Below are 26,877 nucleotides of genomic sequence, written 5' to 3'. Positions count from 1 at the left end.
AGCAACGCCCTTGCGAGTCGGATTATCTTCCCCTCAGTCGGGGCGATTCAGGTTTCTTTCAACCTGACGGGTTTGCCAGCTTCGCTGGGCAAACAAAAAGCGGCTGCGTTATTCACAACCGCCTTTGCTGTCACGTTCGGTAATTAATGCAGACCACCGAGATAGCTCGACAGCGCATCAATTTCCTCGTCAGTGAGCTTGGCAGCCACCGATCGCATCATGTTATTCATATCATTATGACGTTCCTCTGCACGGAACATCTTCAACTGACTCGCCAAGTAGTTTGCGGGCTGGCCAGAAATTTTCGGGAAACCAGAAGAGGGAGTGCCATTACCGCGTGGACCGTGACAAGCGACACACGCCGCAATGCCTCGCTCTGCATCGCCCGCCATATAGAGTTGACGGCCAATTTCAACCGCGCCTTCGGGGGTTGTGCCAGGCTTGGGCGTGAGCGTTGCGTAATAAGCAGCCAGGTCAGCCATATCCTGCTCCGATAAAGGAGCCACCATGCCAGCCATCACCGCGTTGTATCGCCCTTGCTCACCGCCGCTTTGCGCGCCAAGCTTAAATTCCTTCAACTGCTTTTCAATGTAGTTGGCGTGCTGACCCGCCAAGTTTGGGTAATCAGGCAAAACACTGTTACCGTCAGCACCGTGACAGGCGGCACAGGTATTGGATTTGGCTTTGCCCGCTTCAGCATCTCCTTGGGCCCAGACTGAAGTGCTGGCCAGGAGAGTCAATATTAGCGCTAATTTCTTCATGACATTCCGTTTATAATTATCAAGCTTCCAGTACCACTACTTAGTTACCGTCATGGTACAATTACCGATCAAAAACCGAGCACGGTTATTTTACACAAATTCACACAAAAGTAATCAGTCTACTACACCAAGACGAGACGGAGTTAACAGTGGAGCAATCACTTAATTACCGTAACACCCAGTTTGTTACTAGCGCACCAGACATCCGCCATCTTCCTGATAATACAGGAATCGAAATCGCTTTTGCTGGCCGCTCAAACGCCGGTAAATCTAGCTCCCTTAACCGTCTATGTGACCAAAAGAGCCTAGCGAAAACCAGTAAAACCCCCGGTCGGACACAATTGATTAACCTATTTAAGGTGGACGAGGGTTGCCATATTGTCGACCTCCCTGGCTATGGTTATGCCCAAGTCCCTCTAGAAATGAAAGAGAAATGGCAGCGATCGCTGGGAGAATATTTACAAAAACGTGATCAACTTGGCGGATTAGTGGTGTTGATGGACATTCGCCACCCGATGAAAGACTTGGATCAGCAGCTGATTTATTGGGCCGTTGAGTCAAAATTGCCCGTTTTAGTGTTACTGACCAAAGCGGACAAGCTTAAAACCGGTGCACGTAAACAGCAATTGATGAAGATTCGAGAAGCGTCACTGGCATTTTGCGGCGATGTCGAGGTCGAATTGTATTCGTCACTCAAGGGCATTGGCGTGGATAAATTACGTCAAAAACTGGATGCCTGGTATCACACCACGCCGCCATTGCTTGCCGAAGAGCAACCACTGCCTAGCGAGTAATCGCCTTTTATCGGCGTAAGGGACGCACAACGTCTTCCCTCACGGATCTGGCGCTAAAAGACGAAAGCTAAAAAAAAGCCGACCCTCATCGAGGGTCGGCGAATCTTTGTGCGTGCGTGATCTGAATCAGACCCTGTAAACACATAAAGAACAAGAAGCTGTGCGTATTATAACCAGGTTTCCCAACAAAATTAAAGTAATTGCTCTAATTTTTTGGAATACAGGATCAACACAGCTGAAAATAGTTAAAAAGGCAGTGGCAGGGCTGCTCGCGTCGCGGCATATCAACCAATAAAAAAAGCCCCAGTCAGTATCCTGACTGGGGCTGCTGAATCAGCCAAATCCAATAACGTGAAACAAAAGGTCTGAAAGATAGAACATCTTACCTCTGTACCCTACGCTGATAACTGTATATCAATCACCCAGCCTTGAAAAGTATATTACGTAATTTTTTTTCATAAAAATACACAAAAAAGAACGAAAACCACCATAGATCAGTTGGATACTAAACAAAAAAAAGCCGAATTCGCATTCGGCTCTTTATACTAAAAGGTCGATATATAGATAAAAACCGTAAACTTAGTGGGCTTCTCCCCAGTTATCGCCAAATCCTGCCTCAGCGATTAAGGGCACATCAAGTACAGCCGCCGACTCCATCAATTTTCGTACTTGGCTTTCAACTTTGGACATAGATGACGTTTTTACTTCCAACACCAGCTCATCGTGAACTTGCATCACCAGACGCGCGTCATTCGCGGCGTTGGCCTGAATCCACTGATCAACCAATATCATTGCACGCTTAATAATATCGGCGGCGGTACCTTGCATCGGCGCGTTGATAGCCGCACGTTCGGCTCCTTTGCGACGCATGCCATTGCGTGATTTTATTTCAGGTAAGTACAAACGACGGCCAAAGATAGTCTCCACATAACCTTTTTCTGCGGCTTGCTCACGGGTGCTATCCATATATGCTTTCACGCCTGGATAACGATCGAAGTAGGTGTCCATGTAGGTTTGCGCTTCATGGCGACCAATACCAAGCTGGCGTGAGAGGCCAAAGGCACTCATACCATAAATCAAACCAAAGTTGATCGCTTTGGCGCGGCGACGCTGCTCATTGGTGACCTCATCAAGACTCACCCCCATCACTTCGGCCGCCGTGGCCACGTGAATATCTTTGCCCTCACGGAACGCTTCTAACAAGGCTTTATCACCGGATAGGTGCGCCATAATCCGCAATTCGATCTGCGAGTAATCCACCGCTAAAATCGTATGATCCGGTTCCGCGGTGAAGGCTTCACGAATACGGCGACCCTGCTCGTTCCGAATCGGGATATTCTGTAAGTTTGGATCGGTTGACGATAAACGCCCAGTGGCTGTGACCGCTTGATGATACGAGGTATGCACGCGGCCCGTTTGTGCATTGATCATGCGTGGCAGTTTATCCGTGTAGGTTGATTTGAGTTTCGCAAGGCCACGATACTCCAAGATACGCGCAGGCAACGGGTAATCGAGCGAGAGCTCTTGCAGCACTTCTTCATTGGTCGACGGGCTACCTGACGGGGTTTTCTTGACCACAGGCAGACCCATCTTCTCAAATAAAATCGCCTGTAATTGCTTCGGCGAGCTTAAGTTAAACTCTTCGCCGGCAATCTCAAACGCTTCACGCTCAAGCTCAATCAAACGGGTATGCAGCGCTTCTGATTGCGTCGCCAGCTTGTCTTTGTCAATTAATACACCATGACGTTCCATGCGCGATAGCACACTGACCAGTGGCATTTCATAAAACTCAAAAATGGTTTTTAACTTTTCATCACTGGTGACTCGTCCAATCAAATACTGATGTAAACGTAGGGTAATATCCGCATCTTCCGCGGCATAGGGTGCGGCCTGTTCCAACGGGATCTGATTGAAGGTGAGCTGCTTTTTTCCTTTACCCGCAATTTCTTCAAAGCTAATGCAGGTATGCTGTAAGTAACGCTCAGCGAGACTGTCCATGTCATGACGCCCCGCGACACTGTTGTAAACGTACGACTCCAGCATGGTGTCGTAGGCTATCCCTTTTAATGTGATCCCGTGGCGCGCAAAGACACTGGCATCATACTTTAGGTTTTGGCCGACTTTCGCCGCCGAGGGATCTTCCAACCAAGGGCGCAATACAGTGATCACATCTTCCAGTGATAGCTGCTCAGGCGCTTCGAGATAATCATGGGCCACCGGTACATAAGCCGCTTCGCCCGGCGCCACCGCAAATGAAATACCAACCAGGTTGGCTTCCATATAGTTAAGGCTATCGGTTTCCGTATCCACCGCCACCACGTCAGCTTGACGAATTTTCTCTAACCATGTTTCCAGTGACTCGCGCGTGAGTACGGTTTGATAATGATCACGATCGATACTGACTGCCTGCGATAAAGGCTCATCAGAGGTTGATTCCTCTGGCGCATCTCCCTCGTCGAGCTCTTTTAGCCAACGACGGAACTGTAAATCGCGATACATGGCCACCAAGGTGTCATTATCAGGTGCTTGCTTAATCAGTTGTTGCGGGGTGAAATCAAGCGCCACATCTAATTTGATAGTAGCCAACTGATAGGAAAGATAGGCGCCCTCTTTATTGTCCGTTAGCTTTTTTGCCATGCTCTTGGCGCCGCGGAAGCTCAGCTCAGCAATTTTATCCAGATTGGCGTAGATATCATCCAAGCCGCCGAGGTTGGCAATCAACGCCGTCGCAGTTTTATCGCCCACCCCCGGCACACCAGGAATGTTATCGACTTTATCCCCCATCAGCGCGAGATAATCAATAATATGCTCAGGACCAAAGCCATACTTATCACGCACCGCATCCGGGTCCATCACCACATTAGTCATGGTGTTGATTAAGGTGACATGCTCGTCCACTAATTGAGCCATATCTTTGTCGCCGGTGCTGATCAGTACCGGCATTCCGGCTTGTGAGGCCTGAGTGGCCAGTGTGCCGATAACGTCATCGGCTTCGACCCCCTCTACCGCAAGTAAAGGCAACCCCATTGCTTTAATGATCTTATGCAGGGGGGCTATTTGCCCACGTAAATCATCTGGCATCGGTGGACGATTCGCTTTGTACTGTTCGTACATGTCATCGCGGAACGTCTTCCCTTTGGCATCAAAAATCACCGCGACATGAGAATGCGGGTATTGGCGCAATAAACTGCGCAGCATATTCACCACACCATAGACCGCACCCGTCGGCTCACCTTCACTATTGGTGAGGCTGGGTGACGCATGGTAAGCCCGGTAAAGATAAGAGGATCCATCCACCAGGATGAGGGGGTTATCGGGAAGAGTTGCCATATCAGTATCTTGATTGCCAGTTAAACACGTTAGTCGTTAAGCATGCCACGAGTCGTGACCCCTGTTAACCATGGTTTTTCCCATCGCGTCGTCTATCTGTGGATAACTTTGTTGGTAAATATTTTATAGGGTTTTTGGCTTGTCTAAATAGAGAAGAAAAATAAATTTTTAACCTTTAATAATCAAACAGATAAATAAAAACAAAGGATCCTGATCTTGATCGAACAAGGATCTTGTGGTGTGGAAAAAGAAATCGCTATGGGTCTCAAGGTTGCAGAGAAAGTCATCATAAACTGCGGAGATAATCACCAATTTCATTGCCGAAGTTCGCTAAGCTTTCGCCTAACCCAGTACCAATGCGACACTGATAAACGTAGCCTATATTAGCGTCGTTGATCGTTGTGCATTGCCCACACTGATTGCGATATTTTTAATCTCGATACAAGGAGAGCGTGATGAAAAAGGTGGCTGTGATCTTATCTGGCTGCGGCGTGTTTGACGGCGCAGAGATCCAAGAGACCGTATTGTCGCTGCTAGCACTAGAACAAAACAATGCGCAATGGCAGTGTTTCGCACCAGATATCGATCAGCACCATGTGATCGATCATCGTACTGGTGAGCCGATGAACGAAACGCGCAATGTGCTCACCGAAGCCAGCCGTATTGTTCGTGGTGAGATTCTTCCGCTTACCGATTTAAACGTCGATGACTTCGACGCCTTACTGGTCCCCGGTGGCTTTGGTGCAGCCAAGAACTTGTCAGACTTTGCTTACAATGGCGATCCGGTGCAGGTACACCAAGATATGTTTGCGGTTTGCCAAGCTTTTATGCGTGCAGAAAAGCCCGCCGGTTATATGTGTATCGCACCAATCATGATCCCGCAGATCTATCCAAAAGGTGTAAAAGGCACCATTGGCAATGAACCTGATATCGCTGCCGCCTTTAATCGTATGGGGGGTGAACATATTGACTGCCCAGTATCGGATTATGTGCTGGATCAGCGCCATCATCTGCTATCCACACCGGCCTATATGCTAGCAACGTCTGTTTCGGACGCAGCTAGTGGTATCAATCGGATGGTGAAAAAACTGGTTGAGCTCGCCTAAGCAAATAATAACGGGAAAAAGAAAGACACAAAGAAAAAAGCGACGCCGAGGTGGGCGTCGCTGTAACAAGTGAGCGCAAAAACAAAGCTGTCTAGTAACAGTTTGCTGGCCCCAATACACTGGAAGCAATGTGAGCAATGTCGTGCCTTCAACGCCTAGCTTGTGGGCTTTGCCCTGAAGACAAGTTAACAATAACCATTCTCATTACCATTTTCAACACTTAGTTGATAATCTTTTTCATTTATTGATCTTGTGCTCAGACTCATTCGCTGTCATCAAACTGTTATTGCACCCACCGCCATCACGCCAACACTCCTGGTTCGAAAAGCCAGCGCCCAAAAAGAAAAAAGCGACATCCCGAAAGATGTCGCCTAGCAAAAAACGGACTAACTTAATCACTGTTTGATAAGCGCCCCGCTAATACACTGGAAGCAATGTGAGCAATGTCGTGCCTTCAGGAACGTCGTGTCATGTCCCTGAGCGCAAGTTAATAATAACCATTCTCATTATCGTTAATCAAGAAGAAAATACGTTTATTTTTTATTCGCTGTACATTTATTGATCTGCTTCTCAAAATAAAGCCGGTAATCGGCAGGCTGACATAAAAAAGAGCCGCGATGCGACTCTTTATTCTGCGACTGACTAGGACGTTTGCTGCACCGCCCCCGACGGCGTCACCTGTGTGATTCGTCGAATAATCACATTGAGCAACACCCCGTACATAGGAATAAACAGCCCCAAACTAATAATCAGCTTAAAGGCGTAGTCGACCAGGGCAATTTCAACCCAGTGCTCCGCCATAAAGGCATCTTGGCTTTGGTAAAACGCAATCGCAAAAAAGGCGAGCGTGTCTGAGGCATTACCAAACAAGGTAGAACAACTCGGCGCCACCCACCATTGGCGCTGTTGGCGTAAGCGATTGAACACATGAATATCTAAAATCTGACCCAGTAGATAGGCCATAAAGCTGGCAATCGCAATCCGAGCCACCGTGAGATTAAACGTGCCCAGCTCCGCGAATCCTTGGTAACTGCCCTGATAAAACAAGACGGATAACACATAGGAAATCAGCAAAGCTGGCATCATCACGAATAAAATGATGCGACGCGCTAATCCAGGGCCATAAATTCTGACAGTCAGATCGGTAGCCAAGAAAATAAACGGAAAGGTAAATGCTCCCCAGGTGGTGTGGAAACCCCAAACGGTAAAAGGGATCTGCACCAAGTAATTACTGGAGGCAATAATGATAAGATGGAATATCACGAGGTAACTCAGCGCTTTACGCTGCTGAGCGAGAGAAAAGTGGCTCATAGTGCACCTTTTTGTTATTGGGGGCGAGGGAACCCAAAATACTTAGCTACCTATCAACAGGCAGCGCGAGGTGGCGAATTATACAGCAATCAATCGGCGGTGCCAGTGTAATTTAAAGAGGCGGATGACGTATCCACCAGCGCCGCAAGAAGGCTATCACTTCATCACCATCACTCTCCAATGGCTCCAACCATACGCTCTGGGTGTAATGGGCCGCTTTGAGCATCAGACGCGTGCCTTCAAAGTCAATTAGCCAGGTCATCATGTCGGCGTCTTGCTGACTTTCCAGTACTTGAGCTTGTAACACGTCAAGCAATGGCTGACAGATAACCTCGGCATTATCCGCATCCAGCTGTGGCTGAGAAAATGCCAAGGCACAGTCTGATTCAATCAAAGACCAATTACTCGGTACCATAACCGTACTCACTGATGCCAAGGTGATCGTCAATTAAATCTAAAAACGCATCGCCGAATTTTTCCAGTTTGCGCTGGCCGACGCCACTGACCGCCAACAGCTCAGCGTGTGAGGAAGGCAGCATCTCGGCCATTTCCATCAAGCTGGCATCGTTAAACACCACATACGGTGGAATATCTTCCTCATCGGCAATCGCTTTACGTAACTTACGCAACTTGGCAAATAGCTTTTTGTCGTAATGGCGCTGACTCAGCTTATTGGCTTTGGTGCGTGGGCTGAGGCCGATACGTGGTACCGCCAATTCAAGCGCCATTTCGCTACGCAATAGTGGCCGCGCTTGTTCAGTCAACTGCAACACCGAGCTGCGGGCAATGTTTTGCACCAGATAACCGCGGTGGATCAATTGGCGAATAATGCTCACCCAGTATTCATGACTCCACTCTCGCCCGATGCCATAGGTCGATAGCTTATCGTGACCATGATCTTTAATGCGCTGATTTTGCATACCGCGCAATACTTCCACCACATACCCGACCCCGAAGCTTTGGTTGACACGGTACACGCATGACAGCGCTTTTTGCGCTTGCTCAGTGCCATCGAAGTGAGTAGGTGGGTCGAGACAAATATCACAGTTGCCACACGGGGTTTGGCGGTTTTCGCCAAAGTAGTTCAGGAGCACTAAACGGCGACAGGTTTGCGCTTCGGCAAACGCGCCCATCGCAGTCAATTTATGGCTTTCGACCTGCTTTTGTGGCCCCTCGGGCTTTTCTTCCAAACAGCGATGAAGCCATCCCATGTCGGAGGGGTCGTACAACAACACCGCTTCAGCCGGTAGTCCGTCTCGTCCGGCACGGCCGGTTTCTTGATAGTAAGACTCAATATTGCGCGGCACATCGTAATGCACCACAAAGCGAACATTGGGCTTGTTAATCCCCATGCCAAATGCCACGGTTGCCACCACAATATTGACATCATCACGTTGGAACGCCTCTTGCACCGACCCGCGCGCCTCTGTGGTCATCCCTGCATGGTAAGCAGCGGCGAGCATATTGTTGTCGCACAGTTTTTGCGCGACCTGCTCTACTCGCTTGCGACTATTGCAATACACAATGCCCGACTGACCGCGTAGGCCAGTTAAAAAATGTACCAATTGCGCTAAGGGTTTATGCTTTTCTAATAGCGTGTAACGAATATTCGGGCGATCAAAGCTGCCCAGGTGCACCAGCGGATCGTTCAGGGTAAGGCGAGATAGAATGTCCTCGCGCGTGGTGGCATCCGCGGTCGCCGTCAGCGCCATCACCGGCACATCGGGGAAATGCTGTTTCAGCTGACCCAAAGAGGCATATTCGCGGCGAAAGTCATGCCCCCACTGGGAAATACAGTGCGCTTCATCCACCGCCACTAATCCAAGTTGCCAATCACTTAAGCGATGAAGAAAATCACGGCCCAGGGCACGCTCAGGCGACACGTACAGCAGTTTCACCTCGCCATGGTTTAAGGCGCGCAAAGTCTCCGCTTGCGCCTCGGGGGTCATCGCCGAGTTTAAGCAAGCCGCCGTGACGCCATTGGCATTGAGCTGATCGACCTGATCTTTCATCAACGAGATCAAAGGCGAAATCACCACGGTCAAACCAGTACGTACCAACGCAGGGATCTGATAGCACAGTGATTTCCCGCCTCCGGTTGGCATAATCACCAAGGCATCACGGCCAGCAATCGCCGCGTCAATCACCGCTTGCTGACCCTCGCGAAATTGATGATAACCAAACACAGCTTTGAGTACCTGGTGGGCAGGACTCGTGGCAGGGTCAATGGTAGCGGCGTCGGTCGCCGTTGGTGTATCGACATGAGCGGGGATGGCGGACATAATCAAGCTCGTTACTCAAACTGGCGCTCATTCTACCGACACCCTCTGACTGATGAAACCCTGAGCACTAAGAAAGGTGCTTGCGCCGGTGCTTACAACTTGTTACATCTAGTCAACATGCATGAATACGCGTTCATTCCTTATCGATACCCATAACGAGAAAGCACCGTGATTCCAGATCCGAAACGCGCCCGCCAAGGCGTGCTATTAGCCCTTGCAGCTTACATTATGTGGGGAATTGCCCCTATATACTTTAAAACGGTCAACCATATTCCGGCGCCAGAAATCTTGTCGCATCGGATTATTTGGTCGTTTGTCTTTTTGGCATTGCTGCTGTTTTTTACCCGTCGTTTTTATCAGCTTAAACCGATTATCCGCGAGCCGAAAAAGCTGTTGATGTTGATGCTCACCTCTTGCTTTATTGGCTGTAATTGGCTGATTTTTATCTGGGCGATTGTCAATAACCGCATGCTGGATGCCAGCCTTGGCTACTACATTAATCCACTGGTGAACGTGGCACTGGGGATGATCTTCCTTGGTGAGCGTTTCCGTCGTCTACAGTGGCTTGCCGCCGCGCTAGCGTTGGTGGGGGTATTGGTACAATTGATTACCTTTGGCTCACTGCCTTGGATAGCCCTGGTGCTGGCCACCAGCTTTGCGATTTACGGCTTACTGCGCAAAAAAATCAATCTCCCTGCGGTGCCAGGGTTGTTTGTGGAAACCTGCACACTCTTGCCCGTTGCGCTGATTTATCTATGGCAGTTTGCCGATACACCTAGCGCTAACCTGCTCGATAACCCCATCAGTCTAAATATGCTACTGGCCGCTGCCGGCTTGATCACCACGATACCTTTACTGTGCTTTACCGGCGCCGCCACCCGCTTACCTTTAACGGTATTAGGCTTTTTCCAATACATCGGCCCAAGCTTAATGTTTTTACTCGCCGTCGGCTTGTATGACGAACCTTTCACCCTCGACAAGGCCACGACGTTCGGCTTTATTTGGGCCGCCTTGGCGATATTTAGCGTTGATGCCTATCAGAACAAACGACATCAAGTCACCAACATTAAACGTGCCGCGTTATCAACAGGAAAACCAGAATGAACGAGCTGACTATTCTCGCCACGCTAGCGGGGGTACATATGATTGCGCTGCTCAGCCCCGGGCCCGACTTTGCCTTGGTGCTCCAAAATGCGACCCGTTATGGCCGTGCCACTGGCTTAGCGATTGCGCTAGGGTTATCGCTCAGTATTTTGGCACACACAATATTGAGCATTACCGGCATCAGTCTGTTGGTGCATCAGCACCCGCAACTGTTTATGTGGGTACAGGTGGCGGGGGGCAGTGTACTGATGTATTTAGGCCTTAGCGCCATTAAAGGTTTGCTCGCCGCCACCACAGCGCCAGTGCAAACCGCCAATGATGCGCCTGCGGTACGCGGCCAAAAACAGGCCTTTTGGAAAGGGGTGCTGACCAACCTTTTTAACCCGAAAGCCTTGGTGTTTTTTATTTCGTTGATGAGTACCTTGGTACCGGCCAGCATGTCTGCCAGTGGCAAAGCCATGGTCGTGGCGGTGGTGTTTCTGCTTTCATTAGGGTGGTTTTCTTCGCTCGCCTGGCTGCTATCAGGCAGTCGCGTACAGCAAGTGCTCACCAAAGTCGCCCCAGTTATCGATGGCCTGTGTGCGTTGTTGTTTTTGCTGCTAGGTGGCGCGGTCGTGTGGCAAGCCGGCGTATTCGGCTAACGCCGCGGCTGCAAAAATGCAGGCGATGGAGCAAATACCAATACGCCCAGCCGAGGCTGGGCGTATGTTACGTTTTCTAGCGTTAAGCAGCGGGGATTAAAGCGCTTCCAGTTTGGCGTACTGAGTTACCAACCACTTAATCCCTTCCCCATTAAAGGCGACTTGCACGCGGCTTTGTCCGCCACTGCCTTCAAAGTTGATGATGGTGCCTTCACCAAATTTAGGGTGTTGAACCCGCTGACCCAAACTAAACCCGGTTTGGTTAAAGTTCTCCTGAGTCTGCGTTTTGGAAAAACGACCACCGCTTGCAGCAGGGCGTGAGACATTGGCACGCATCCGCACTTCTTCCAAGCAGGCCTCGGGCAGCTCACGAATAAAGCGCGAGATCTTATGGAACATGTCTTTGCCGTACACACGCCGCATTTCTGCGTAGGTCAGATAGAGTTTTTCCATCGCTCGCGTCATGCCGACATAGCAAAGACGACGCTCTTCTTCTAGGCGACCCGCTTCTTCGGCTGACATCTGGCTGGGGAACATGCCCTCTTCCACTCCGACCATAAAGACTAAGGGGAACTCGAGACCTTTGGCACTGTGCAAGGTCATCAATTGGACCGCGTCATCAAACTCGTCCGCTTGACCTTCACCGGCCTCAAGGGCGGCGTGGGCCAAGAATGCCGACAGCGGTGTCATCCCTTCCGCTTCCGCCTCTTCGGGTGGCGTAAATTGGCGCGTGGCCGTCACCAACTCTTCCAAGTTATCGACGCGTGCTTGCGCTTTTTCGCCTTTTTCTTGCTCGTACATGGCGCGCAAGCCGGAATGACGGATCACGGCATCGGTTTGTTGATACAGTGCCATGTCACGGGTGTCATCTTCTAGCGCATTGACCAGCTCGATAAACCGGCCCAATGCATTGGCCGCACGCCCTGCCAGCGCTTTTTCGGCCAAGATTTGCTCGGCAGTGTGCCACAAGGTTTGGCCACGATCGCGCGCCGCACCACGAAGCGTCTCAAGAGTGCGATCACCAATCCCTCGAGTGGGCGTGTTTACCACCCGCTCAAACGCCGCATCGTCATTGCGATTCGCCATCAAACGTAAATACGCCAATGCATCTTTGATTTCCTGACGCTCAAAAAAGCGCATACCACCGTAGATACGATAAGGCAAACCGGCTTGAATTAAGGCTTCTTCCAGCACCCGGGATTGGGCGTTGTTGCGGTATAAAATGGCGCTGTCACTCAGTACGCCCCCTTCGTCTTGCCAGGTTTTAATTTTCCCGACTACAAAGCGCGCTTCATCTAGCTCATTAAACCCGGCATACACCGAAATAGGCTCGCCCTCTTTGCCCTCGGTCCACAGGCTTTTGCCCATCCGGTCGGCGTTGTTTTCAATCAGGGTGTTCGCCGCTTGCAAAATCGTACTGGTCGAGCGGTAGTTTTGCTCCAAACGGATAGTCTGCGGGGTGGTGAAATCGTCCAGAAAACGCTGAATATTTTCGACTTTCGCGCCACGCCAGCCGTAAATGGATTGGTCGTCATCGCCGACAATCATCACTCTAGCCTGTTGACCGGCCATCATGCGTAGCCACGCATATTGGATGTTGTTGGTATCTTGGAACTCATCCACCAAAATGTGCTGGAAACGTGCTTGGTAATGATCACGGATCACCGCTTTATCGCGCAATAACTCTAAGGTTCGCAGCAAGATCTCGGCAAAATCGACCAAACCGGCGCGATCACAGGCTTCTTGATACGCCTGATAAATCCGTAGCCAAGTGCTTTCAACCGGATCATGGCGGGTATCAATGTGCTTGGGACGCAAGCCTTCATCTTTTTTGCCATTGATGTACCAACTCGCTTGCTTGGCGGGCCAGTGTTTTTCATCCAAGTTTTGCGCTTTAATTAACCGGCGTAGCAAGCGCTGCTGGTCGTCTGAATCAAGAATTTGGAAGTCTTGTGGCAGGTTGGCATCCAAATAGTGGGCACGGAGAATACGATGGCAAATGCCGTGGAAGGTGCCACACCACATGCCCGAGGCGGTGCCTTGCATCAATTGCTCAATACGGCCACGCATTTCGGCTGCTGCTTTGTTGGTGAAGGTCACCGCCATCACTGAGAACGGCGACGCCTCTTCCACCCGCATTAGCCAAGCCATACGATGAACCAGCACCCGGGTTTTACCACTACCGGCCCCGGCAAGCACTAAATGGTTGCCAAGCGGCGCGGCTACGGCGTCACGCTGTTTGTCGTTGAGTCCGTCAAGAAGAGTTGATACGTCCATCGCCACCTGCCATTTTACTGGGTATTTATACACTGGTTGGCGATTATACCAGCTCAGCGCTAAATTGCGCGCCCGATAACGATCAGCGCTTCAACCGAGTGAATGGTGGAAATATCAGTACTATGAGTAATATCGGAGCTATGAGTAATACCGGTAGTATGCGTAATATCGCATAGCAGTATCGCGGCCTAACGGTGCCACTGCTGAATTAAGCTATCGAGCTCAGATAAATCATCGATCGCCACATCCGGCAAGGTGCGCCCTTTGTGCATCATGGGTGATTGCCGCTCTGGGCGAATCCAGCATGCTTGCATGCCCGCTTGACGCGCGCCGGCAACATCCGAGCTTAAATGATCGCCGACATGTAGAATGCGCGCTGGGGCGAGGCCCAAGGCCTGCGCGGCTTGAGCAAACATCTCAGGGCTTGGCTTGGCCGCGCCGTGTTCACCGGCACGGAAAATATGCTGGAAAAACGGCGTCATTCCAATCGCATCGGTGTCGACGTTGCCATTGGTGATCGCCACCAATGGCAGCGTCTCCGACCAGGCTTTTAAGTAAGCCAAACTTTGTGCCGGCGGAGTAAAATCACTGCGATAACCGCAGAAGAAGGTCGTGGCCGCTTGAGCTTGTGCGCGCGCCTTCTCCGCGGTTAAACCAACATGTTCACCGGCAAGCGTCAGCTGGGCAACCCGCATCGCGGTCACATCAAAGCGTTGTGCTGGGTTCTGGTCGCGCGCTTGGCGACGAAACCCCGCCATCGTCGCGTTATCAAGCGCGGCAATTGGCGGACAATGCTCGCGCAAATAGTCAGTTAACGCCGCCTCGGCGCGTGCGATCACCGGCCAGTTATCGTACAAGGTGTCATCCAAGTCAAAACTCACCGCATCAAACGCCTGTAAGCGACGATAAAATTTCATATCACGACTCCGAGTTCGGTTTTTTATCTGGACCTGATTTGCGCGCTCTGGGATGCGCGGCATCGTACACTTTCGCCAAGTGTTGAAAATCTAAGTGGGTATAAATTTGTGTGGTGCTCAAATCGGCATGGCCGAGTAGCTCTTGCACTGCACGCAGATCCCCCGAAGATTCCAACATATGGGTGGCAAAACTGTGGCGCAATTTATGGGGATTAATATGACTATTGACCGACTGCTTTTGTCCCCACTCTGCCATGCGTTTTTGCACGCTCCGATGCGAGATACGCTGGCCGAGCTTAGAAATAAACAGCGCGTTTTCTGGGCCTTTGAGGAGCTGATTACGGACTTTGAGCCAGTTCATCACCCAGGTTTTTGCCATGCCGGAAAAAGGCACAATGCGCTCTTTTTCTCCTTTACCGATGACACGTAAATCCCCTTTGCGTACTGAGACATCACGGACGTTAAGATCCACCAGCTCGGCCAAACGTAGCCCCGCGCCATACATCAGTTCCATCATCGCCCGATCACGCACCGACAAAGGATCGTCTTCGTCCACTTCGAGCAGCTGATGCATTTCATCCACATCCAAATTTTTCGGGAGATGACGGCCTTGTTTCGGCGCCGAGACCCCTTTGGCAGGATTGGCGGCAAGCTGTTCGTCTTGCACCAGATAGTCGAAAAAGCTACGCAGCGCGGACAAACGTAAAGCAATACTGCCCGGTTTCAGCCCATCACGTTTGGCTTGGCTCGAAATTTGTCGCACCCAGTCAGCATCAACATCGGTCCAGTGAGCGATGCCGCGCGCGGTCAGAAAGTCGACAATTTTATCTAACTGGCGCTGATAATTACGCTGGGTATGCGCACTGAGACCACGCTCGCTCAGCTGATATTGATAAAAACGGTCCAAAGGCACCGTCAGTGAGCGCGGTGCGCTGGCAGGTTCGCGAGGTGTCTCGTCGGTCACTGGCTCTCACCTTTTTGCGCCCACTGGCTGCATAAAATGGCTAAATGCGAAGCCAGCTGCTCAAGAAACAGCGTATCCATATCCGGCTGGAAGTGCCCCCCATCTGCACTGGCAAAGCTCAGTAGTCCCCACTCTTTGCCCTCACCTTTAATTGGCACCAAGGCAAATGACCCCAGTTCAGGTGGCTGTGCCATCACCACTTCGGCATCGACTCGGCGCAAACGGCCCAAATAGCAACGGCGTCCGGCAAAGTGATGGTTTTTCAGTTGATCCACCGCTTGACGAGGAATGGCCGTCATCCCCGCAATATCGTGATAAACACAGACACTGACGTTGAGCTGTAATTGCGCACTGAGCGTCTGTAATATTTTTTGCACGTCGTGCGGCTGATTCGTGCGAAGTAGTGCTTGATGCGTCTCAGCAAACGCACGAAATAAGCGATCGTTTTTGGCACCGAGACTCATCAGCTGGGTAATGTCTTCTTCTAACTCTGCGACGCGCTCACGCAAGCGCTTGAGCTGAATTTCGACCAAGGAGACTGCCCCTTGTTCAGCGTGCGGGATGGTTAACCGCGCCAGCAAATCACGCTGACGCAAAAAAAAGTCAGGATTATCAGTTAAATACTCGGCTACCGTATCCTCGCTCAACGGCATGGTTTCCAATGTGGTAGCGTCTATCCCGTGATTCATAATTGCAATTGTCCATCATATACATGTGTTGCAGGCCCGGTCATCGATAAAGGCTGGCCTGGACCACGCCAGAGAATCCGTAAATCGCCGCCCGGTAGCGTGACGGTGACTTGCTCATCCAACAACCCTTGATCAATCCCTACCGCTACCGCGGCACAAGCGCCACTGCCGCAAGCCTGAGTCTCTCCGGCGCCGCGCTCATACACCCGAAGCTTAATCGCATTACGAGAAAGTATCTGCATAAAGCCGGCATTCACACGCTCGGGAAAGCGCTCATGATTTTCAAGTAGCGGCCCCAGCGTCTCGACATCCGCCGTATCAATATCATCGACCACTGTGACGACATGTGGGTTTCCCATGCTCACGGCCCCGACAAATAAAGTCTGTTCCGCTACGCGCATCAAATAGGTCTTTTCTTGTGAATTAGCCCGAAACGGGATCTTGCCCGGCGTGAAAATAGGCTCGTCCATATTCACCCGCACCTGGTTGTCGTTCTCAATATGTAGCCGCATTTTTCCCGCTTGGGTGCTGACATTAACTTGATATTTATTAGTGAGCCCTTTCATGCGCACAAAACGGGCAAAACAACGCGCGCCATTGCCACATTGGGCAACTTCAGACGCATCAGGATTAAAAATCCGATAGTGAAAGTCGGTTTCCGGATCATAAGGCGGCTCCACCACCAGTAGTTGATCAAAGCCGATACCCCGATGACGATCGGCTAAACGCCGGATAAGATCCGGGGAGAAAAACGCATTTTGTGTAACACAGTCAACCACCATAAAGTCGTTGCCCAGTCCGTGCATTTTTGCAAACTGTATCTGCATGCCAATCCTTATTCTGGTAGGCGCTTTTCAAGCTGCCACAGTGACGCCAAGCTTTCACGCTCACGCACTAAGTATGCGTGTTCACCATCGACAACGATTTCGGCAGGACGACAGCGCGAATTATAGTTAGAGGCCATCACAAAGCCATACGCACCCGCTGAACGCACCGCCAACAAATCATCTGGGGCTAATACTAGCGAGCGATTCTTACCTAAATAATCTCCGGTTTCGCACACCGGACCCACTAAATCGTAGGTTTTGGGCTCTCCTTGACGCGGCACCACCGGAATAATTTCTTGGTAAGCTTGATACAAGGAAGGACGAATTAAGTCGTTCATACCGGCATCAATAATGGCAAAATTCTTATGTTCGCTGTGTTTAAGAAATTCCACCTTGGTGAGCAAGACGCCGGCATTAGCAGCAATGGCACGGCCTGGCTCAAAAATCAGCTCAAGATGGCGATGCTTATCCAAACGCGCCAGCAGCGCTTTGGCATATTCCGAAGGCTGCGGTGGTTTTTCATCACTGTAGGTGACCCCGAGGCCGCCACCAACATCAAGGTGGCGAATCTGAATGCCTTCTTGCGCCAAAGTATCAATTAAGGCCAACAGGCGGTCTGTGGACTCAATAAAGGGGGTCAGATCCGTTAGCTGCGAACCGATATGGCAATCAATACCTTCCACCTTCAGGTGGGGCAAACTGGCAGCATAGCGAAAACTATTTAGCGCTTCCCCGAAAGCAATGCCAAATTTATTTTCTTTGAGGCCCGTGGAAATATAAGGGTGCGTATTGGCATCAACATCCGGATTAATGCGCAGAGAGATTGGCGCCTCGACACCCAGCTCGCCCGCCACTTGGTTTAGGCGGTCAAGCTCAGAGTGTGATTCGACATTGAAACATTTTATCCCCACTTCCAGCGCTCGCCGCATTTCAACCGCCGTTTTACCCACTCCTGAAAATACGACCTTCGCCGGATCGCCGCCTGCAACCAAGACGCGTTCCAATTCACCTTGCGACACAATATCAAAACCCGATCCTTGCCGTGCCAGAATATCTAATACGCCAATATTTGAGTTCGCTTTCACGGCATAGCATACAAGATGTGGATGATCGCCCACGGCACAATCAAAAGCATGCCAATGACGCTCCAAGGTCGCGCGCGAGTACACATATAATGGCGTGCCGTAATCGTTGGCAAGCTGAGCCAATGGCAATGATTCGGCCCATAGCTGGCCGTCGTCCTGATAATTAAAGTAATCCAAGGTGTTCGTCCCTGTTGTCGTGGGTTATTGATTTTGCGTCGGTTGTTCGTCCGGATAATGCAGGGGCCCTTGTTGGCCACAGCCGGTCAGTGTCATGATGCCTGTGAGTATCAATAAAATGACGAGTTTTCGCATAGTGAATGCCAGTGATTATCGAGTCAATGCCCTCTATAATCGCATCACAACCATGAAAAGCAATAGGATATAACGGGATGAATACAACGGAATATCATCAGCTAGTCGATTTGCAAATGCAGGCCATCGAAGAAGGTATCGATGACTCAGGCGCCGACATCGATTATGAGAGTGTCGGCAATGTGATGACACTCGAATTTGACGATGGCAGCCAGATCATCATTAACCGTCAAGAGCCGATGCAAGAAATTTGGGTCGCGTCAAAAGGTGGCGGTTTTCATTTCGCGTTAAAAGAGGGCGAGTGGACGTGCAGCAAGACCGGCTTAATCTTAATGGATTTAGTCCAACAAGAGTGCAGCAGGCATGCTGGAGAGCCGGTATCTTGGTGATCTGAAGCAGGCGCTAACAATGCCCAGAGAGCGCACTAAAAAGCCGCTCTCTGGGTTATTTAAATGACGCCACTTGTCCACTAAAGCCATCGTGAGGTGGTTGGCGAGGCGGCTGCCATTGTGTATCGCACTTAAAAGGTAACGCCTGTGGCTCACCGCGATCATCGGTAACAATCTGATAAAACTGCGGCAAGTTAAAGTTAATAAAATTAGCACTGTAGCTATAACGGTCGTGAGAGGAGGTATAAAAACGGTTCACGCCCTGTACCATCTCTGTTTTATCACCACTGCACTGGCGGTACACTTCAACGCGATTGCTCTCATCAAGAATATAAAGATTGTAGCCATTGGCGCAGTCTTCAAAGAAAAACTGCACCAAGCCTTCACTGGCGTAGGCATCGACGACCGCGGGTGGGTGCACATCTTGCGGATTATCCACCACCATCACCGGCGTGCCATTCACTTTATTCGTGGAAATGCAGCGATAAAAATCGACCGAATTTTCTAAACGTTGCACGGACACGCCACGACGTTCAAAGAACAAGCCGTGCGTTTGCGATCCGATACGCAACGCTTTGAATCGACGTCGTTTTTCCTTTTCAACCGGTTTTAGCCTAAGTTCAATGCATTCCGCCACCAGTTGGTAGACCAAGTTGCGGATCAGGCCGCGCATTTTACTCGAATAGCAGAACACATCGACCGATTCAGGTGGCACCGCATCTTGGTGCATTTTTCCTAACATGGTTTTCAGCGCTTCAAGAATCGCATCATCACCGCGATAGTTGAGTGTCCGGACCTCATTCCACGAGTTGCGATAGACCAAATCAACACTGCCCACCAGGCAGGTTTGCTCGGGGCCATAGCTAAAGATATCGCTATTTTTAAAATCAAACCGCATCGATGGTTTTTTATACGCCGACGTCGGGTCTTGCTCTAAGTTAATAAACAAGGCGAGCTGACGAATTTCACAGGGGCTTGATAACGCGTCCAAGGTTGGGCGTGGCGGCCGCAGAGAGAAGGTGTTGCGAATGTCACTGACCAATTGATACAGGGTATCAATATCAACATCTGCATCACGTACTACGGTGTGCAAATGCGTCGACTCGGTCAGTAAACCATTAAAAAACGCCCAAGCGATCAGCTTAGACAGATAGCTGTTATGCTCCAGTGGCGCACGACCGATGATGTCGACCGGATTCAGGGAATGTTTATATAAATACCATCCCGGTCGATTCGTTCGCCCTTCGGGCACTTGAATCAAGGTCAGGTTTGGCTCGTGCAGATCCGGTGAAATCTGCGGATTCAGCAAGGTCACTTTACCCGGTAGCTCTTCAAACGCGGCATAAAGCTTACGCGCTAACGTACTGATATCTTGCGGGCTGATCGCCGAGGTGATGTCATTGCGGCGCGCAAAGCGAATCAAATTACGATAGCTTTGCATTAACGCATCAAGCAGCTCGTTGTGTGCGTACTGCACTTCCTCAACCTTCCAGTGACGACGGTTATCCAGATACGTCAACGCCTGCTCGTCCCAGCCCCACTCATGAGCCAATAGACGCAGCACGTCACGCCGCCATGCCACTGAACCGGTCGACGGTGACTGCGTTAATTTTTCATGGGTTTTGAGATAAAAACAGCGACGGACAAGGTCTAAGCGGCGGGCGTCGCCAATTGACTCGAGGTAGCGCGTCACTTTTTCCAACATCAGGTAATACGCATCGGACTGGTATACATCAACCCAGCCGGCATAAAAGCGGCGCTTACCATCAACACTTAGTAGTTGGGTGCCAGGGTACTGCCACGAGTACGCTTCAAGTAATATCGCTTTGAGTACCGATTTATACGGTGAATCGATACTTTTATAAAGCTGCCACAAGCTCGAGCCGAAGTATTCTTCCGCCGGGATGGTCGGCAGGCCGCCAAAATCAACCCAATCACGTCGGTCAAGACCATGGTCTGCCACCAAGGTATCGACATAGTCGTCGTAACAGTCTTCCATTTCTGGCGGGACCATGTACCAAAGCAGCTTTTGCCCCGCAACACGCATTGACGAACGATAAAATTCATCAAGCAACAAGAAGTGCTGACTGGTACCACAGTTATCACTGGTCATGGTTTGGCTGAGGTGATGGCGGAACCGCCCTTCACACACTAAAAAGAAGTTGGCTTCAACCCCTTGGTTTAGCGCCCATTCGGAAATCGCCATGCACTTGGCATCGAGTTTATCACGCTGGGCGGTGGTGACGGCAGCATCAATGCATACCCAGATATCCAGATCACTGGTGAGGCTTTGTCCCATCGAGCCGGTACTGCCCATGGTATACATGCCTTTAATCGGATGACGACGACGTTCATCAACGCATGCAGTTAAAGAGGAGAAGCGCGTCTTTGAGTGGATCAGACAGTCAGAGACAAACTCTCGTTGTGTCTCGTCAAGCTGATAATCAGCGATACCAAAAGGCACACTGTCGCCACAAAACCCGGGCAATGCGGGGTGGTTGAGATGTAAAAGCACTGGCAGCACATCAAAAATGGCTTGAGCTTGACGACTCATTGCTGACCGCGCGCGATCCATTCTCACGCGGTTAAACGCCTCTATGCGCTCAGTTTGCTGTTGTACGTATGTTTGCAAGGCAATCATCCAGATTCGTTGACATCCAGGTCAACAGGTCGACGTTACTGTCTTCACCGTATCCGCCCAATTGCAGATAACAAAACGTGATCAATGTAACACTCTCGACAACTCGGGTAAAGTCAATAACCCCGATGCCTGTGTGGTGAGATTCGTGACGCACTATAGGCGATTTTTGAGACCAATATCAACTTTTACGCTCTACTACCTTAGTCGTAACTTTCACTTTTTGCCGCCCAACGATCTCACTATTTGCGTAAATAATACGCTATCGATCACATTTTTTCACCTATATGACGATAAGCCCATCATAAATCTCGAAAGCGATTGACGACTATTACGAGCCACCCAATGGCAATGATACGATGGTGGTTATGAATCAAGAAGGAAGCAACACCATGTACTCAACACCCGTGCGCATTGCCACACGCAAAAGTCCTTTGGCGCTCTGGCAAGCGGAATTTGTTAAAGAAGCACTCGAAGCTTCCCATCCTGGCTTGACCGTCGAGCTCGTGCCTATGGTCACTAAAGGTGACGTGATTCTGGACACGCCCCTCGCTAAAATCGGTGGTAAAGGCTTGTTTATTAAAGAGCTTGAACAAGCAATGCTTGACGGCCGCGCAGATATTGCCGTGCACTCGATGAAAGATGTCCCGGTTGAGTTTCCAGAAGGGCTGGGGTTGGTCACCATCTGTGAGCGCGGTGACCCACGCGATGCTTTCGTCTCTAACCATTACAACAGCATTGATGATTTACCCGAAGGGGCTGTCGTCGGCACGTCTAGCCTGCGCCGCGAATCACAACTACGTGAACGTCGTCCGGATCTGATCATTAATACCTTACGCGGCAATGTCGGCACCCGCTTAGGGAAATTGGATGATGGTCAGTATGATGCGATCGTTCTCGCCGCCGCTGGGTTAAAACGGTTAGGTTTACATGAACGCATACGTAATGAAATTCCACCAGAAGTCATCTTGCCGGCGGTTGGGCAAGGTGCCGTGGGTATCGAGTGTCGACTGGATGATGAACGTATTCGGACCTTATTGGCCCCCCTTTCTGATGCCAGCACCACACAACGTGTACTTTGTGAGCGCGCGATGAATAATCGTCTTGAAGGCGGGTGCCAAGTGCCTATTGGCAGCTATTCGGAAATTCAAGGCGACAAAATTTGGTTGCGCGCATTAGTGGGCGAACCGGATGGCTCGACCATCTTACGTGCCGAAATCACCGGTCCATTAGAGAAAGGGGAAGCACTAGGGACAGATTTAGCCGAGCAGCTCCTCGCTCAAGGTGCGCGCCAAATTCTGGATAAACTTTATCAAGACGACGCATGACCACGGTTATCGTTCGCCCCGAGCCAGACTGCAGTGAGTTAGTCGATCAGCTTACCCGACAAGGGCTGGCGGCGATCGCCTGCCCGCTACTCAGTTTTGCGCCGGGGCGAGACTTACCAACCTTCGCCACCTTGCTCGGCTCACTGCCCGCTGACAGCATCTTGGTCGCAGTGAGCCCACGCGCCGTGGCCTTTGCGCATCAGGCATTGCAACGCCAGGAGATGGCCTGGCCCAGTGATTGTCATTATGTTGCCGTTGGGCAACGCACTGCTCATGAGTGGCAAGCCGTCTGCGGTCAGACTGTCCAATACCCGGTCCGCGAAGACAGTGAGGGCATGCTAGCACTGGCTCCATTTATGGCGGTAAAGGAGGCGCAGGTGGTGATTCTTCGCGGTGACAGTGGCCGCGATATGATGGCAAAAACACTCAGCGATCAAGGCGCGCAAGTTCACTATTGCGAGACCTATCGGCGACAATGGGCCATTGAGCCTTTAGTATCGCAAGTAGTAAGCTGGCCTAAAGACACTATCGACACCGTGGTGATCACCAGTGGCCAACAATTAGCCTACTTTGATCAACTTATCACATTAAGCGGACAGCACTGGCTGCGCCAATGCCGTATACTGGTGCCCAGTAAAAGGATTCAAGATCAAGCCACAGGGCTCGATTTTGACACGATTACGACCGTTGACAGCGTGGCCAATTCAGCCCTAGTTCACACGCTGCTCAGGTTAAGTAAAACGGGACTTTCGGATGACTGACAACAAAAACACCGACACCAAATCAAACAAGGCTACGACGCCCTCGTCACCCAAGACACAAGCCACGGATGCCTCCTCATCAGGGAAAACAGCAAAAAAAAGCGCATCATCAGGAGGACGTGGCGGTATTGTTCTTGGCGCGATTGCCATCGCGATAGCACTCGGCTCGAGTGGATGGGTGTTCTATCATGGGCACCAGCAAGCGACTGTTTTACAAAACACAGTATCGGCGCAACAATCTCAAATTGCTAACCTTGAACAATCCCTTAGCCAGCAACAAAAAGCCGCTGAAAAAGCAAGAGAGCAACTTGAGGACGCCACTACAACACGACTTAATCAACAAGATAGCAGCCTGAAGAGTCTGCAAAAGGCAATGGCCGATGTGAAAGGCCGCCGACCTAACGATTGGTTACTTGCGGAAGCGGATTATTTAATTCGTATGGCAGGGCGCAAAGTGTGGCTTGAGCACGATGCGCAAAGCGCCACAGCGCTGATGGAAGCAGCAGATCATCGCATTGCCCAGCTCAACGACCCGTCGTTGGTACCGATTCGCCAAGCGTTAGCTGACGATATAACGGCTTTAAAAGCGGTCAAGCGGGTGGATAAAGATGGCATAGTGTTGCGCTTAACGAGCATGCAACGACAAGTCGAGGACTTACCCCTTGCCAGCGCCGTGATCCCTGAGGCAGAGGAAACGCAAGCTCCGGTGGTGAGCGAGTCGGTCAACGATTGGCAAGCAAACCTGACCACCTCACTGAAAGGATTTGTTGATGATTTCATTACCTACCGCAAACGCGACGGTAATGTGGTGCCACTGCTCTCGCCGACACAAAGCTATTATTTGCAAGAGAACCTAAAAAACAAGCTCGATCAAGCCATGCGGGCTGTCTATCAAGGGAATGACACCCTCTATCATGAAGCACTTGGCATGGCCCAAGACTGGGCGCTGCGCTTTTATAATCAGGATGCTAACGCCACCCGCCGTTTTGTTGAGCAACTCAACGCCCTGAACGAACAGCGTATTGGGGTCGACCTTCCGCAAAAGCTCAGCAGCCAAACGCTCGTCAGTGATGAGATTGATACCCGATTGCGCCGAGATATTGCACCGCTAACAGGAGGCCAATCATGATACGACTGCTGTTACTTGTCCTCGTTTTGGCGGCAGGCTTGGTGGTTGGCCCACAACTGGCTGGTCACCAAGGCTACGTGCTCATTTCAGCGGCCCAGCAAACCATTGAAATGAGCGTTACAACCCTCTTAGTGCTCATCGCCGCGCTCATTGTAGTGCTCTGGGCCCTAGAGTGGGTGCTAAGAAAACTCTTTTCGATGAGCAGTACTGCCAGTGGTTGGTTATCCGGCCGGAAACAGCGTAAAGCCCGCAAGCAGACCCAGACTGGCTTAATGAAATTACGCGAGGGCGAGTGGAAAAAGGCGGAAAAACTCCTCGCTAAAGCGCGCTCACACAGTGATGCTCCCATGCACAACTTGCTCGCCGCCGCAGAAGCGGCACAACAACGCCAAGATTTACATGCGCGGGATCAGTACCTACAACACGCCGCCGATATCAATGCCAACAGTTTAGCGCTCGCCCTCACTCGCGCCCAGTTACACAGCCAAAGCGGGCAGTATGAGCAAGCATTGGCCTCACTGCGGGCAATAAAACGCCAACACCCACGCAACCCTGTGATGCTGTCCCTGTTGAAAGAGACCTATATCCAATTAGAAGATTGGTCAGCGTTACTCAACCTTCTTCCAACGCTAAAAAAAGCACAGCTGCTCAATAGTGAACAACTTGACGTATTGTATGAGCGTGCCGAGCTTGGCGTTATGTCGCATGTTGCCAGTCAGAAAGGGGCAGAAGGGCTGCTTGCGCATTGGAACCAACTGCCGAAGGCCAAACGTAACCAACCCGCACTGCTCGCTGGATTAGTGCATCATTTGTCGGCGCGAAATGCCGATTCTGAAGCCTACATCTTATTGCGTGAAACCTTGAAAAAGCGGCCCGATGATCGCTTGATTGCACTGATCCCTACGCTCAACTTGCCCGACAGTTATCCGGCCGTGGTCATGCTAGAAGAGTTGCTAACCCGCGATAGCCATAATCCAGTTGTTCACAGCGCGCTGGGCCAGCTGCTAATGCAAGCAGGCAAATGGCAAGATGCGCGCAGCCACTTTGAGCAAGCACTCGAATACCGTACTGATGTCAGTGATTATGCCTACCTTGCCGATGTGTTAGATAAACTCAACCAAGGACAAGCGGCCAGCGATATCTCGCGCACCGCCTTAAAAATGGCACTGCCCGAGCGTCCGCCCGCAGCATAATACGCCTGATAGTAACAAAAACGCCCCATCATAAAATGGGGCGTTTTTGTCGATGCGATGCCATCACGTATCGCTTCTGTGGTTAACCTTACTGCTTCTGTGGTTAACCTTACTATCAAAGCTAACCCCAGTTTGCCGACTCGCTATCCTTTTTTACACAATACATTGAGCGCTGCCACTTGATTACGCGTGACCACCGTGCCGGTATTGGCATCAACACCCTGGGCGCCTTGTACCCAGTAAGGTAAACGCATCGGTAATTGATCGGTGGCTTGGGCGACCTGGGTTAAGTCCTGCCTGGACGCAAGTACCATTCCTTCTTGCTGACAACGCGGTTCCGCCTTCGCATAAGGTAGCCGCACCCAGCTCATCCCTTTTTCCGTATACTGCTTGTCACCTTGCTCTGGCTCAGGTAAACCAAAGTGGCTCAAATTGAAGGCTGCTTCGGATTGGGCTGCTTTTCCGCTTGTCTCTGGTAGAGTAGACGCTTTTGTCTCTGACATAGTAGACGCTTTTGTCTCCGCCAGTGGCGGCAAGCGTATAACTGCAGGCTGAGATAGGGGTTGACGGGTTTGGCGCAACACCGCTTGGCGTGTCGGACCAAACATGCGTACACGTTTAAGCACCACATTGGCGACATCGAGAGCCTGATAGGGACCAATTAAACAACGACCACGCCCTTCGCGAACTTGCACTTGAAAGGGTAAATCCGGCAAACCTTGGCGCAATGTTTGATAAAACTGACGTGATGGTACCCCGTTTGTGGCACCGCACTGGACCCAAAATGCTGAACTTTGCGGGTCAGGAGACTGATCACCCCACAGCCCATTGCCAATATCGCATTTTTCACCAATGATCGGCCAACCTTGCTGATTGTCGATAATCGCACAAGGTGTTTGCGCTGCATTCACTGAGGATATCATTCCCCACGTTGCCATTAGCGTGACAACCAGACCTCGCCACCGCCCCATGATTTACTCCCTTCGACACTTAATGTTCATCAGCTTAAGCAAAGTCGTACAATGACTCAAGCTGACGA

The 26,877-nt window shown here is 50.8% G+C and carries 24 protein-coding genes; 9 read left to right on the top strand and 15 right to left on the bottom strand.

Features of this window, described 5'->3' with window-relative positions:
• Positions 1 to 143 precede the first annotated feature (143 nt).
• Positions 144 to 761 carry a c-type cytochrome gene (locus tag BZJ21_RS10855; protein ID WP_077461683.1) on the bottom strand — a complete coding sequence of 206 codons (618 nt, stop codon included), beginning with the start codon at positions 759 to 761 and terminating at the stop codon, positions 144 to 146.
• A 149-nt stretch (positions 762 to 910) separates the two neighbouring features.
• Here BZJ21_RS10855 and yihA point away from each other — a divergent pair, with 149 nt between their 5' ends.
• Entirely contained in the window at positions 911 to 1,555 is a 645-nt protein-coding gene (yihA, locus tag BZJ21_RS10850) for a ribosome biogenesis GTP-binding protein YihA/YsxC (protein ID WP_021022591.1), read from the top strand.
• Positions 1,556 to 1,888: 333 nt separating this feature from the next.
• On the opposite strand, the gene BZJ21_RS16925 is transcribed toward yihA, so the two are convergent.
• Positions 1,889 to 1,936 (bottom strand): hypothetical protein, encoded by a 48-nt coding sequence (locus tag BZJ21_RS16925; protein ID WP_438616993.1) that lies wholly within the window; start codon positions 1,934 to 1,936, stop codon positions 1,889 to 1,891.
• A gap of 198 nt (positions 1,937 to 2,134) precedes the next feature.
• Positions 2,135 to 4,885 (bottom strand): DNA polymerase I, encoded by a 2,751-nt coding sequence (gene polA, locus BZJ21_RS10845; RefSeq protein WP_077669779.1) that lies wholly within the window; start codon positions 4,883 to 4,885, stop codon positions 2,135 to 2,137.
• 455 nt (positions 4,886 to 5,340) lie between these two features.
• Here polA and elbB point away from each other — a divergent pair, with 455 nt between their 5' ends.
• Positions 5,341 to 5,991: an isoprenoid biosynthesis glyoxalase ElbB gene (elbB, locus tag BZJ21_RS10840; protein ID WP_077669778.1), complete on the top strand. Its 651-nt coding sequence runs from the start codon at positions 5,341 to 5,343 to the stop codon at positions 5,989 to 5,991.
• Positions 5,992 to 6,633: 642 nt separating this feature from the next.
• On the opposite strand, the gene BZJ21_RS10835 is transcribed toward elbB, so the two are convergent.
• The 3 genes from BZJ21_RS10835 to recQ form a co-directional block, all read right to left on the bottom strand.
• Positions 6,634 to 7,302: a 7-cyano-7-deazaguanine/7-aminomethyl-7-deazaguanine transporter gene (locus BZJ21_RS10835; RefSeq protein WP_077669777.1), complete on the bottom strand. Its 669-nt coding sequence runs from the start codon at positions 7,300 to 7,302 to the stop codon at positions 6,634 to 6,636.
• Positions 7,303 to 7,414: 112 nt separating this feature from the next.
• A complete protein-coding gene (locus tag BZJ21_RS10830; RefSeq protein WP_077577289.1) occupies positions 7,415 to 7,717 on the bottom strand; it encodes a DUF3630 family protein in 303 nt (100 codons plus the stop codon).
• Positions 7,704 to 9,584 carry an ATP-dependent DNA helicase RecQ gene (recQ, locus tag BZJ21_RS10825; protein ID WP_077669776.1) on the bottom strand — a complete coding sequence of 627 codons (1,881 nt, stop codon included), beginning with the start codon at positions 9,582 to 9,584 and terminating at the stop codon, positions 7,704 to 7,706. Before recQ ends, BZJ21_RS10830 begins: the two co-directional genes overlap by 14 nt.
• Before the next feature lie 171 nt (positions 9,585 to 9,755).
• Between recQ and rarD the strand changes: the two genes are divergently transcribed.
• Entirely contained in the window at positions 9,756 to 10,688 is a 933-nt protein-coding gene (gene rarD / locus BZJ21_RS10820; RefSeq protein ID WP_077461710.1) for an EamA family transporter RarD, read from the top strand.
• Entirely contained in the window at positions 10,685 to 11,329 is a 645-nt protein-coding gene (locus tag BZJ21_RS10815) for a LysE family translocator (protein WP_077669775.1), read from the top strand. The genes rarD and BZJ21_RS10815 overlap by 4 nt, the downstream gene beginning before the upstream one ends.
• 96 nt (positions 11,330 to 11,425) lie before the next feature.
• On the opposite strand, the gene uvrD is transcribed toward BZJ21_RS10815, so the two are convergent.
• From uvrD to lptM, 7 genes are all read right to left on the bottom strand, one after another.
• On the bottom strand, positions 11,426 to 13,606 hold the full coding sequence (gene uvrD / locus BZJ21_RS10810; protein WP_077669774.1) for a DNA helicase II: 2,181 nt from the start codon (positions 13,604 to 13,606) through the stop codon (positions 11,426 to 11,428).
• Between the two features lie 188 nt (positions 13,607 to 13,794).
• Entirely contained in the window at positions 13,795 to 14,523 is a 729-nt protein-coding gene (locus BZJ21_RS10805) for an HAD-IA family hydrolase (protein WP_158075525.1), read from the bottom strand.
• Between the two features lies 1 nt (position 14,524).
• A complete protein-coding gene (gene xerC / locus BZJ21_RS10800; RefSeq protein WP_077669772.1) occupies positions 14,525 to 15,487 on the bottom strand; it encodes a tyrosine recombinase XerC in 963 nt (320 codons plus the stop codon).
• A complete protein-coding gene (locus tag BZJ21_RS10795; RefSeq protein WP_021022158.1) occupies positions 15,484 to 16,176 on the bottom strand; it encodes a DUF484 family protein in 693 nt (230 codons plus the stop codon). Before BZJ21_RS10795 ends, xerC begins: the two co-directional genes overlap by 4 nt.
• Positions 16,173 to 17,003: a diaminopimelate epimerase gene (gene dapF / locus BZJ21_RS10790; RefSeq protein ID WP_077669771.1), complete on the bottom strand. Its 831-nt coding sequence runs from the start codon at positions 17,001 to 17,003 to the stop codon at positions 16,173 to 16,175. The genes BZJ21_RS10795 and dapF overlap by 4 nt, the downstream gene beginning before the upstream one ends.
• An 8-nt stretch (positions 17,004 to 17,011) precedes the next feature.
• On the bottom strand, positions 17,012 to 18,265 hold the full coding sequence (gene lysA, locus BZJ21_RS10785) for a diaminopimelate decarboxylase (protein ID WP_077461693.1): 1,254 nt from the start codon (positions 18,263 to 18,265) through the stop codon (positions 17,012 to 17,014).
• Positions 18,266 to 18,289: 24 nt separating this feature from the next.
• Positions 18,290 to 18,400 carry an LPS translocon maturation chaperone LptM gene (gene lptM / locus BZJ21_RS16670; protein ID WP_236719551.1) on the bottom strand — a complete coding sequence of 37 codons (111 nt, stop codon included), beginning with the start codon at positions 18,398 to 18,400 and terminating at the stop codon, positions 18,290 to 18,292.
• Between the two features lie 77 nt (positions 18,401 to 18,477).
• On the opposite strand from lptM, the gene cyaY reads away from it, so the two are divergent.
• Positions 18,478 to 18,789 (top strand): iron donor protein CyaY, encoded by a 312-nt coding sequence (gene cyaY / locus BZJ21_RS10780; RefSeq protein ID WP_021022161.1) that lies wholly within the window; start codon positions 18,478 to 18,480, stop codon positions 18,787 to 18,789.
• A gap of 55 nt (positions 18,790 to 18,844) precedes the next feature.
• Here cyaY and BZJ21_RS10775 read toward each other — a convergent pair whose 3' ends face one another.
• Positions 18,845 to 21,430 (bottom strand): class I adenylate cyclase, encoded by a 2,586-nt coding sequence (locus BZJ21_RS10775; protein WP_077669770.1) that lies wholly within the window; start codon positions 21,428 to 21,430, stop codon positions 18,845 to 18,847.
• A 389-nt stretch (positions 21,431 to 21,819) separates the two neighbouring features.
• Here BZJ21_RS10775 and hemC point away from each other — a divergent pair, with 389 nt between their 5' ends.
• Genes hemC through BZJ21_RS10755 form a run of 4 tightly spaced genes read left to right on the top strand, consistent with a single transcriptional unit; the run spans position 21,820 to position 25,838 of the window.
• Positions 21,820 to 22,755, top strand: a complete 936-nt coding sequence (hemC, locus tag BZJ21_RS10770) for a hydroxymethylbilane synthase (protein ID WP_077647405.1) — start codon at positions 21,820 to 21,822, stop codon at positions 22,753 to 22,755.
• The gene (locus BZJ21_RS10765; RefSeq protein ID WP_077669769.1) at positions 22,752 to 23,516 is read left to right on the top strand and encodes a uroporphyrinogen-III synthase; all 765 of its coding nucleotides are present in this window, start codon (positions 22,752 to 22,754) and stop codon (positions 23,514 to 23,516) included. Before hemC ends, BZJ21_RS10765 begins: the two co-directional genes overlap by 4 nt.
• A complete protein-coding gene (locus BZJ21_RS10760; protein WP_077669768.1) occupies positions 23,509 to 24,645 on the top strand; it encodes a uroporphyrinogen-III C-methyltransferase in 1,137 nt (378 codons plus the stop codon). Before BZJ21_RS10765 ends, BZJ21_RS10760 begins: the two co-directional genes overlap by 8 nt.
• Complete coding sequence (locus tag BZJ21_RS10755; RefSeq protein WP_021022166.1) at positions 24,642 to 25,838, top strand: heme biosynthesis HemY N-terminal domain-containing protein; 1,197 nt, start codon at positions 24,642 to 24,644, stop codon at positions 25,836 to 25,838. The genes BZJ21_RS10760 and BZJ21_RS10755 overlap by 4 nt, the downstream gene beginning before the upstream one ends.
• 143 nt (positions 25,839 to 25,981) lie before the next feature.
• Here the strand turns inward: BZJ21_RS10755 and BZJ21_RS10750 are convergent, their stop codons facing one another.
• On the bottom strand, positions 25,982 to 26,809 hold the full coding sequence (locus BZJ21_RS10750) for a hypothetical protein (protein ID WP_021022167.1): 828 nt from the start codon (positions 26,807 to 26,809) through the stop codon (positions 25,982 to 25,984).
• Between the last annotated feature and the right edge of the window lie 68 nt (positions 26,810 to 26,877).

This window comes from Salinivibrio costicola subsp. alcaliphilus (genome assembly GCF_001996185.1).
Taxonomy (GTDB): Bacteria; Pseudomonadota; Gammaproteobacteria; order Enterobacterales; family Vibrionaceae; genus Salinivibrio; species Salinivibrio costicola.
This window is presented reverse-complemented; position numbering and strand designations above follow the sequence as displayed.

What these genes read in the sequence shown, in the direction of transcription:
- BZJ21_RS10855 (WP_077461683.1), bottom strand. Translation starts at nt 761, where the DNA reads ATGAAGAAATTAGCGCTAATATTGACTCTCCTGGCCAGCACTTCAGTC.
- polA (WP_077669779.1), bottom strand. Translation starts at nt 4,885, where the DNA reads ATGGCAACTCTTCCCGATAACCCCCTCATCCTGGTGGATGGATCCTCT.
- elbB (WP_077669778.1), top strand. Translation starts at nt 5,341, where the DNA reads ATGAAAAAGGTGGCTGTGATCTTATCTGGCTGCGGCGTGTTTGACGGC.
- BZJ21_RS10835 (WP_077669777.1), bottom strand. Translation starts at nt 7,302, where the DNA reads ATGAGCCACTTTTCTCTCGCTCAGCAGCGTAAAGCGCTGAGTTACCTC.
- BZJ21_RS10830 (WP_077577289.1), bottom strand. Translation starts at nt 7,717, where the DNA reads ATGGTACCGAGTAATTGGTCTTTGATTGAATCAGACTGTGCCTTGGCA.
- recQ (WP_077669776.1), bottom strand. Translation starts at nt 9,584, where the DNA reads ATGTCCGCCATCCCCGCTCATGTCGATACACCAACGGCGACCGACGCC.
- BZJ21_RS10815 (WP_077669775.1), top strand. Translation starts at nt 10,685, where the DNA reads ATGAACGAGCTGACTATTCTCGCCACGCTAGCGGGGGTACATATGATT.
- uvrD (WP_077669774.1), bottom strand. Translation starts at nt 13,606, where the DNA reads ATGGACGTATCAACTCTTCTTGACGGACTCAACGACAAACAGCGTGAC.
- BZJ21_RS10805 (WP_158075525.1), bottom strand. Translation starts at nt 14,523, where the DNA reads ATGAAATTTTATCGTCGCTTACAGGCGTTTGATGCGGTGAGTTTTGAC.
- BZJ21_RS10795 (WP_021022158.1), bottom strand. Translation starts at nt 16,176, where the DNA reads ATGAATCACGGGATAGACGCTACCACATTGGAAACCATGCCGTTGAGC.
- dapF (WP_077669771.1), bottom strand. Translation starts at nt 17,003, where the DNA reads ATGCAGATACAGTTTGCAAAAATGCACGGACTGGGCAACGACTTTATG.
- lptM (WP_236719551.1), bottom strand. Translation starts at nt 18,400, where the DNA reads ATGCGAAAACTCGTCATTTTATTGATACTCACAGGCATCATGACACTG.
- cyaY (WP_021022161.1), top strand. Translation starts at nt 18,478, where the DNA reads ATGAATACAACGGAATATCATCAGCTAGTCGATTTGCAAATGCAGGCC.
- BZJ21_RS10775 (WP_077669770.1), bottom strand. Translation starts at nt 21,430, where the DNA reads ATGATTGCCTTGCAAACATACGTACAACAGCAAACTGAGCGCATAGAG.
- hemC (WP_077647405.1), top strand. Translation starts at nt 21,820, where the DNA reads ATGTACTCAACACCCGTGCGCATTGCCACACGCAAAAGTCCTTTGGCG.
- BZJ21_RS10765 (WP_077669769.1), top strand. Translation starts at nt 22,752, where the DNA reads ATGACCACGGTTATCGTTCGCCCCGAGCCAGACTGCAGTGAGTTAGTC.
- BZJ21_RS10760 (WP_077669768.1), top strand. Translation starts at nt 23,509, where the DNA reads ATGACTGACAACAAAAACACCGACACCAAATCAAACAAGGCTACGACG.
- BZJ21_RS10755 (WP_021022166.1), top strand. Translation starts at nt 24,642, where the DNA reads ATGATACGACTGCTGTTACTTGTCCTCGTTTTGGCGGCAGGCTTGGTG.
- BZJ21_RS10750 (WP_021022167.1), bottom strand. Translation starts at nt 26,809, where the DNA reads ATGGGGCGGTGGCGAGGTCTGGTTGTCACGCTAATGGCAACGTGGGGA.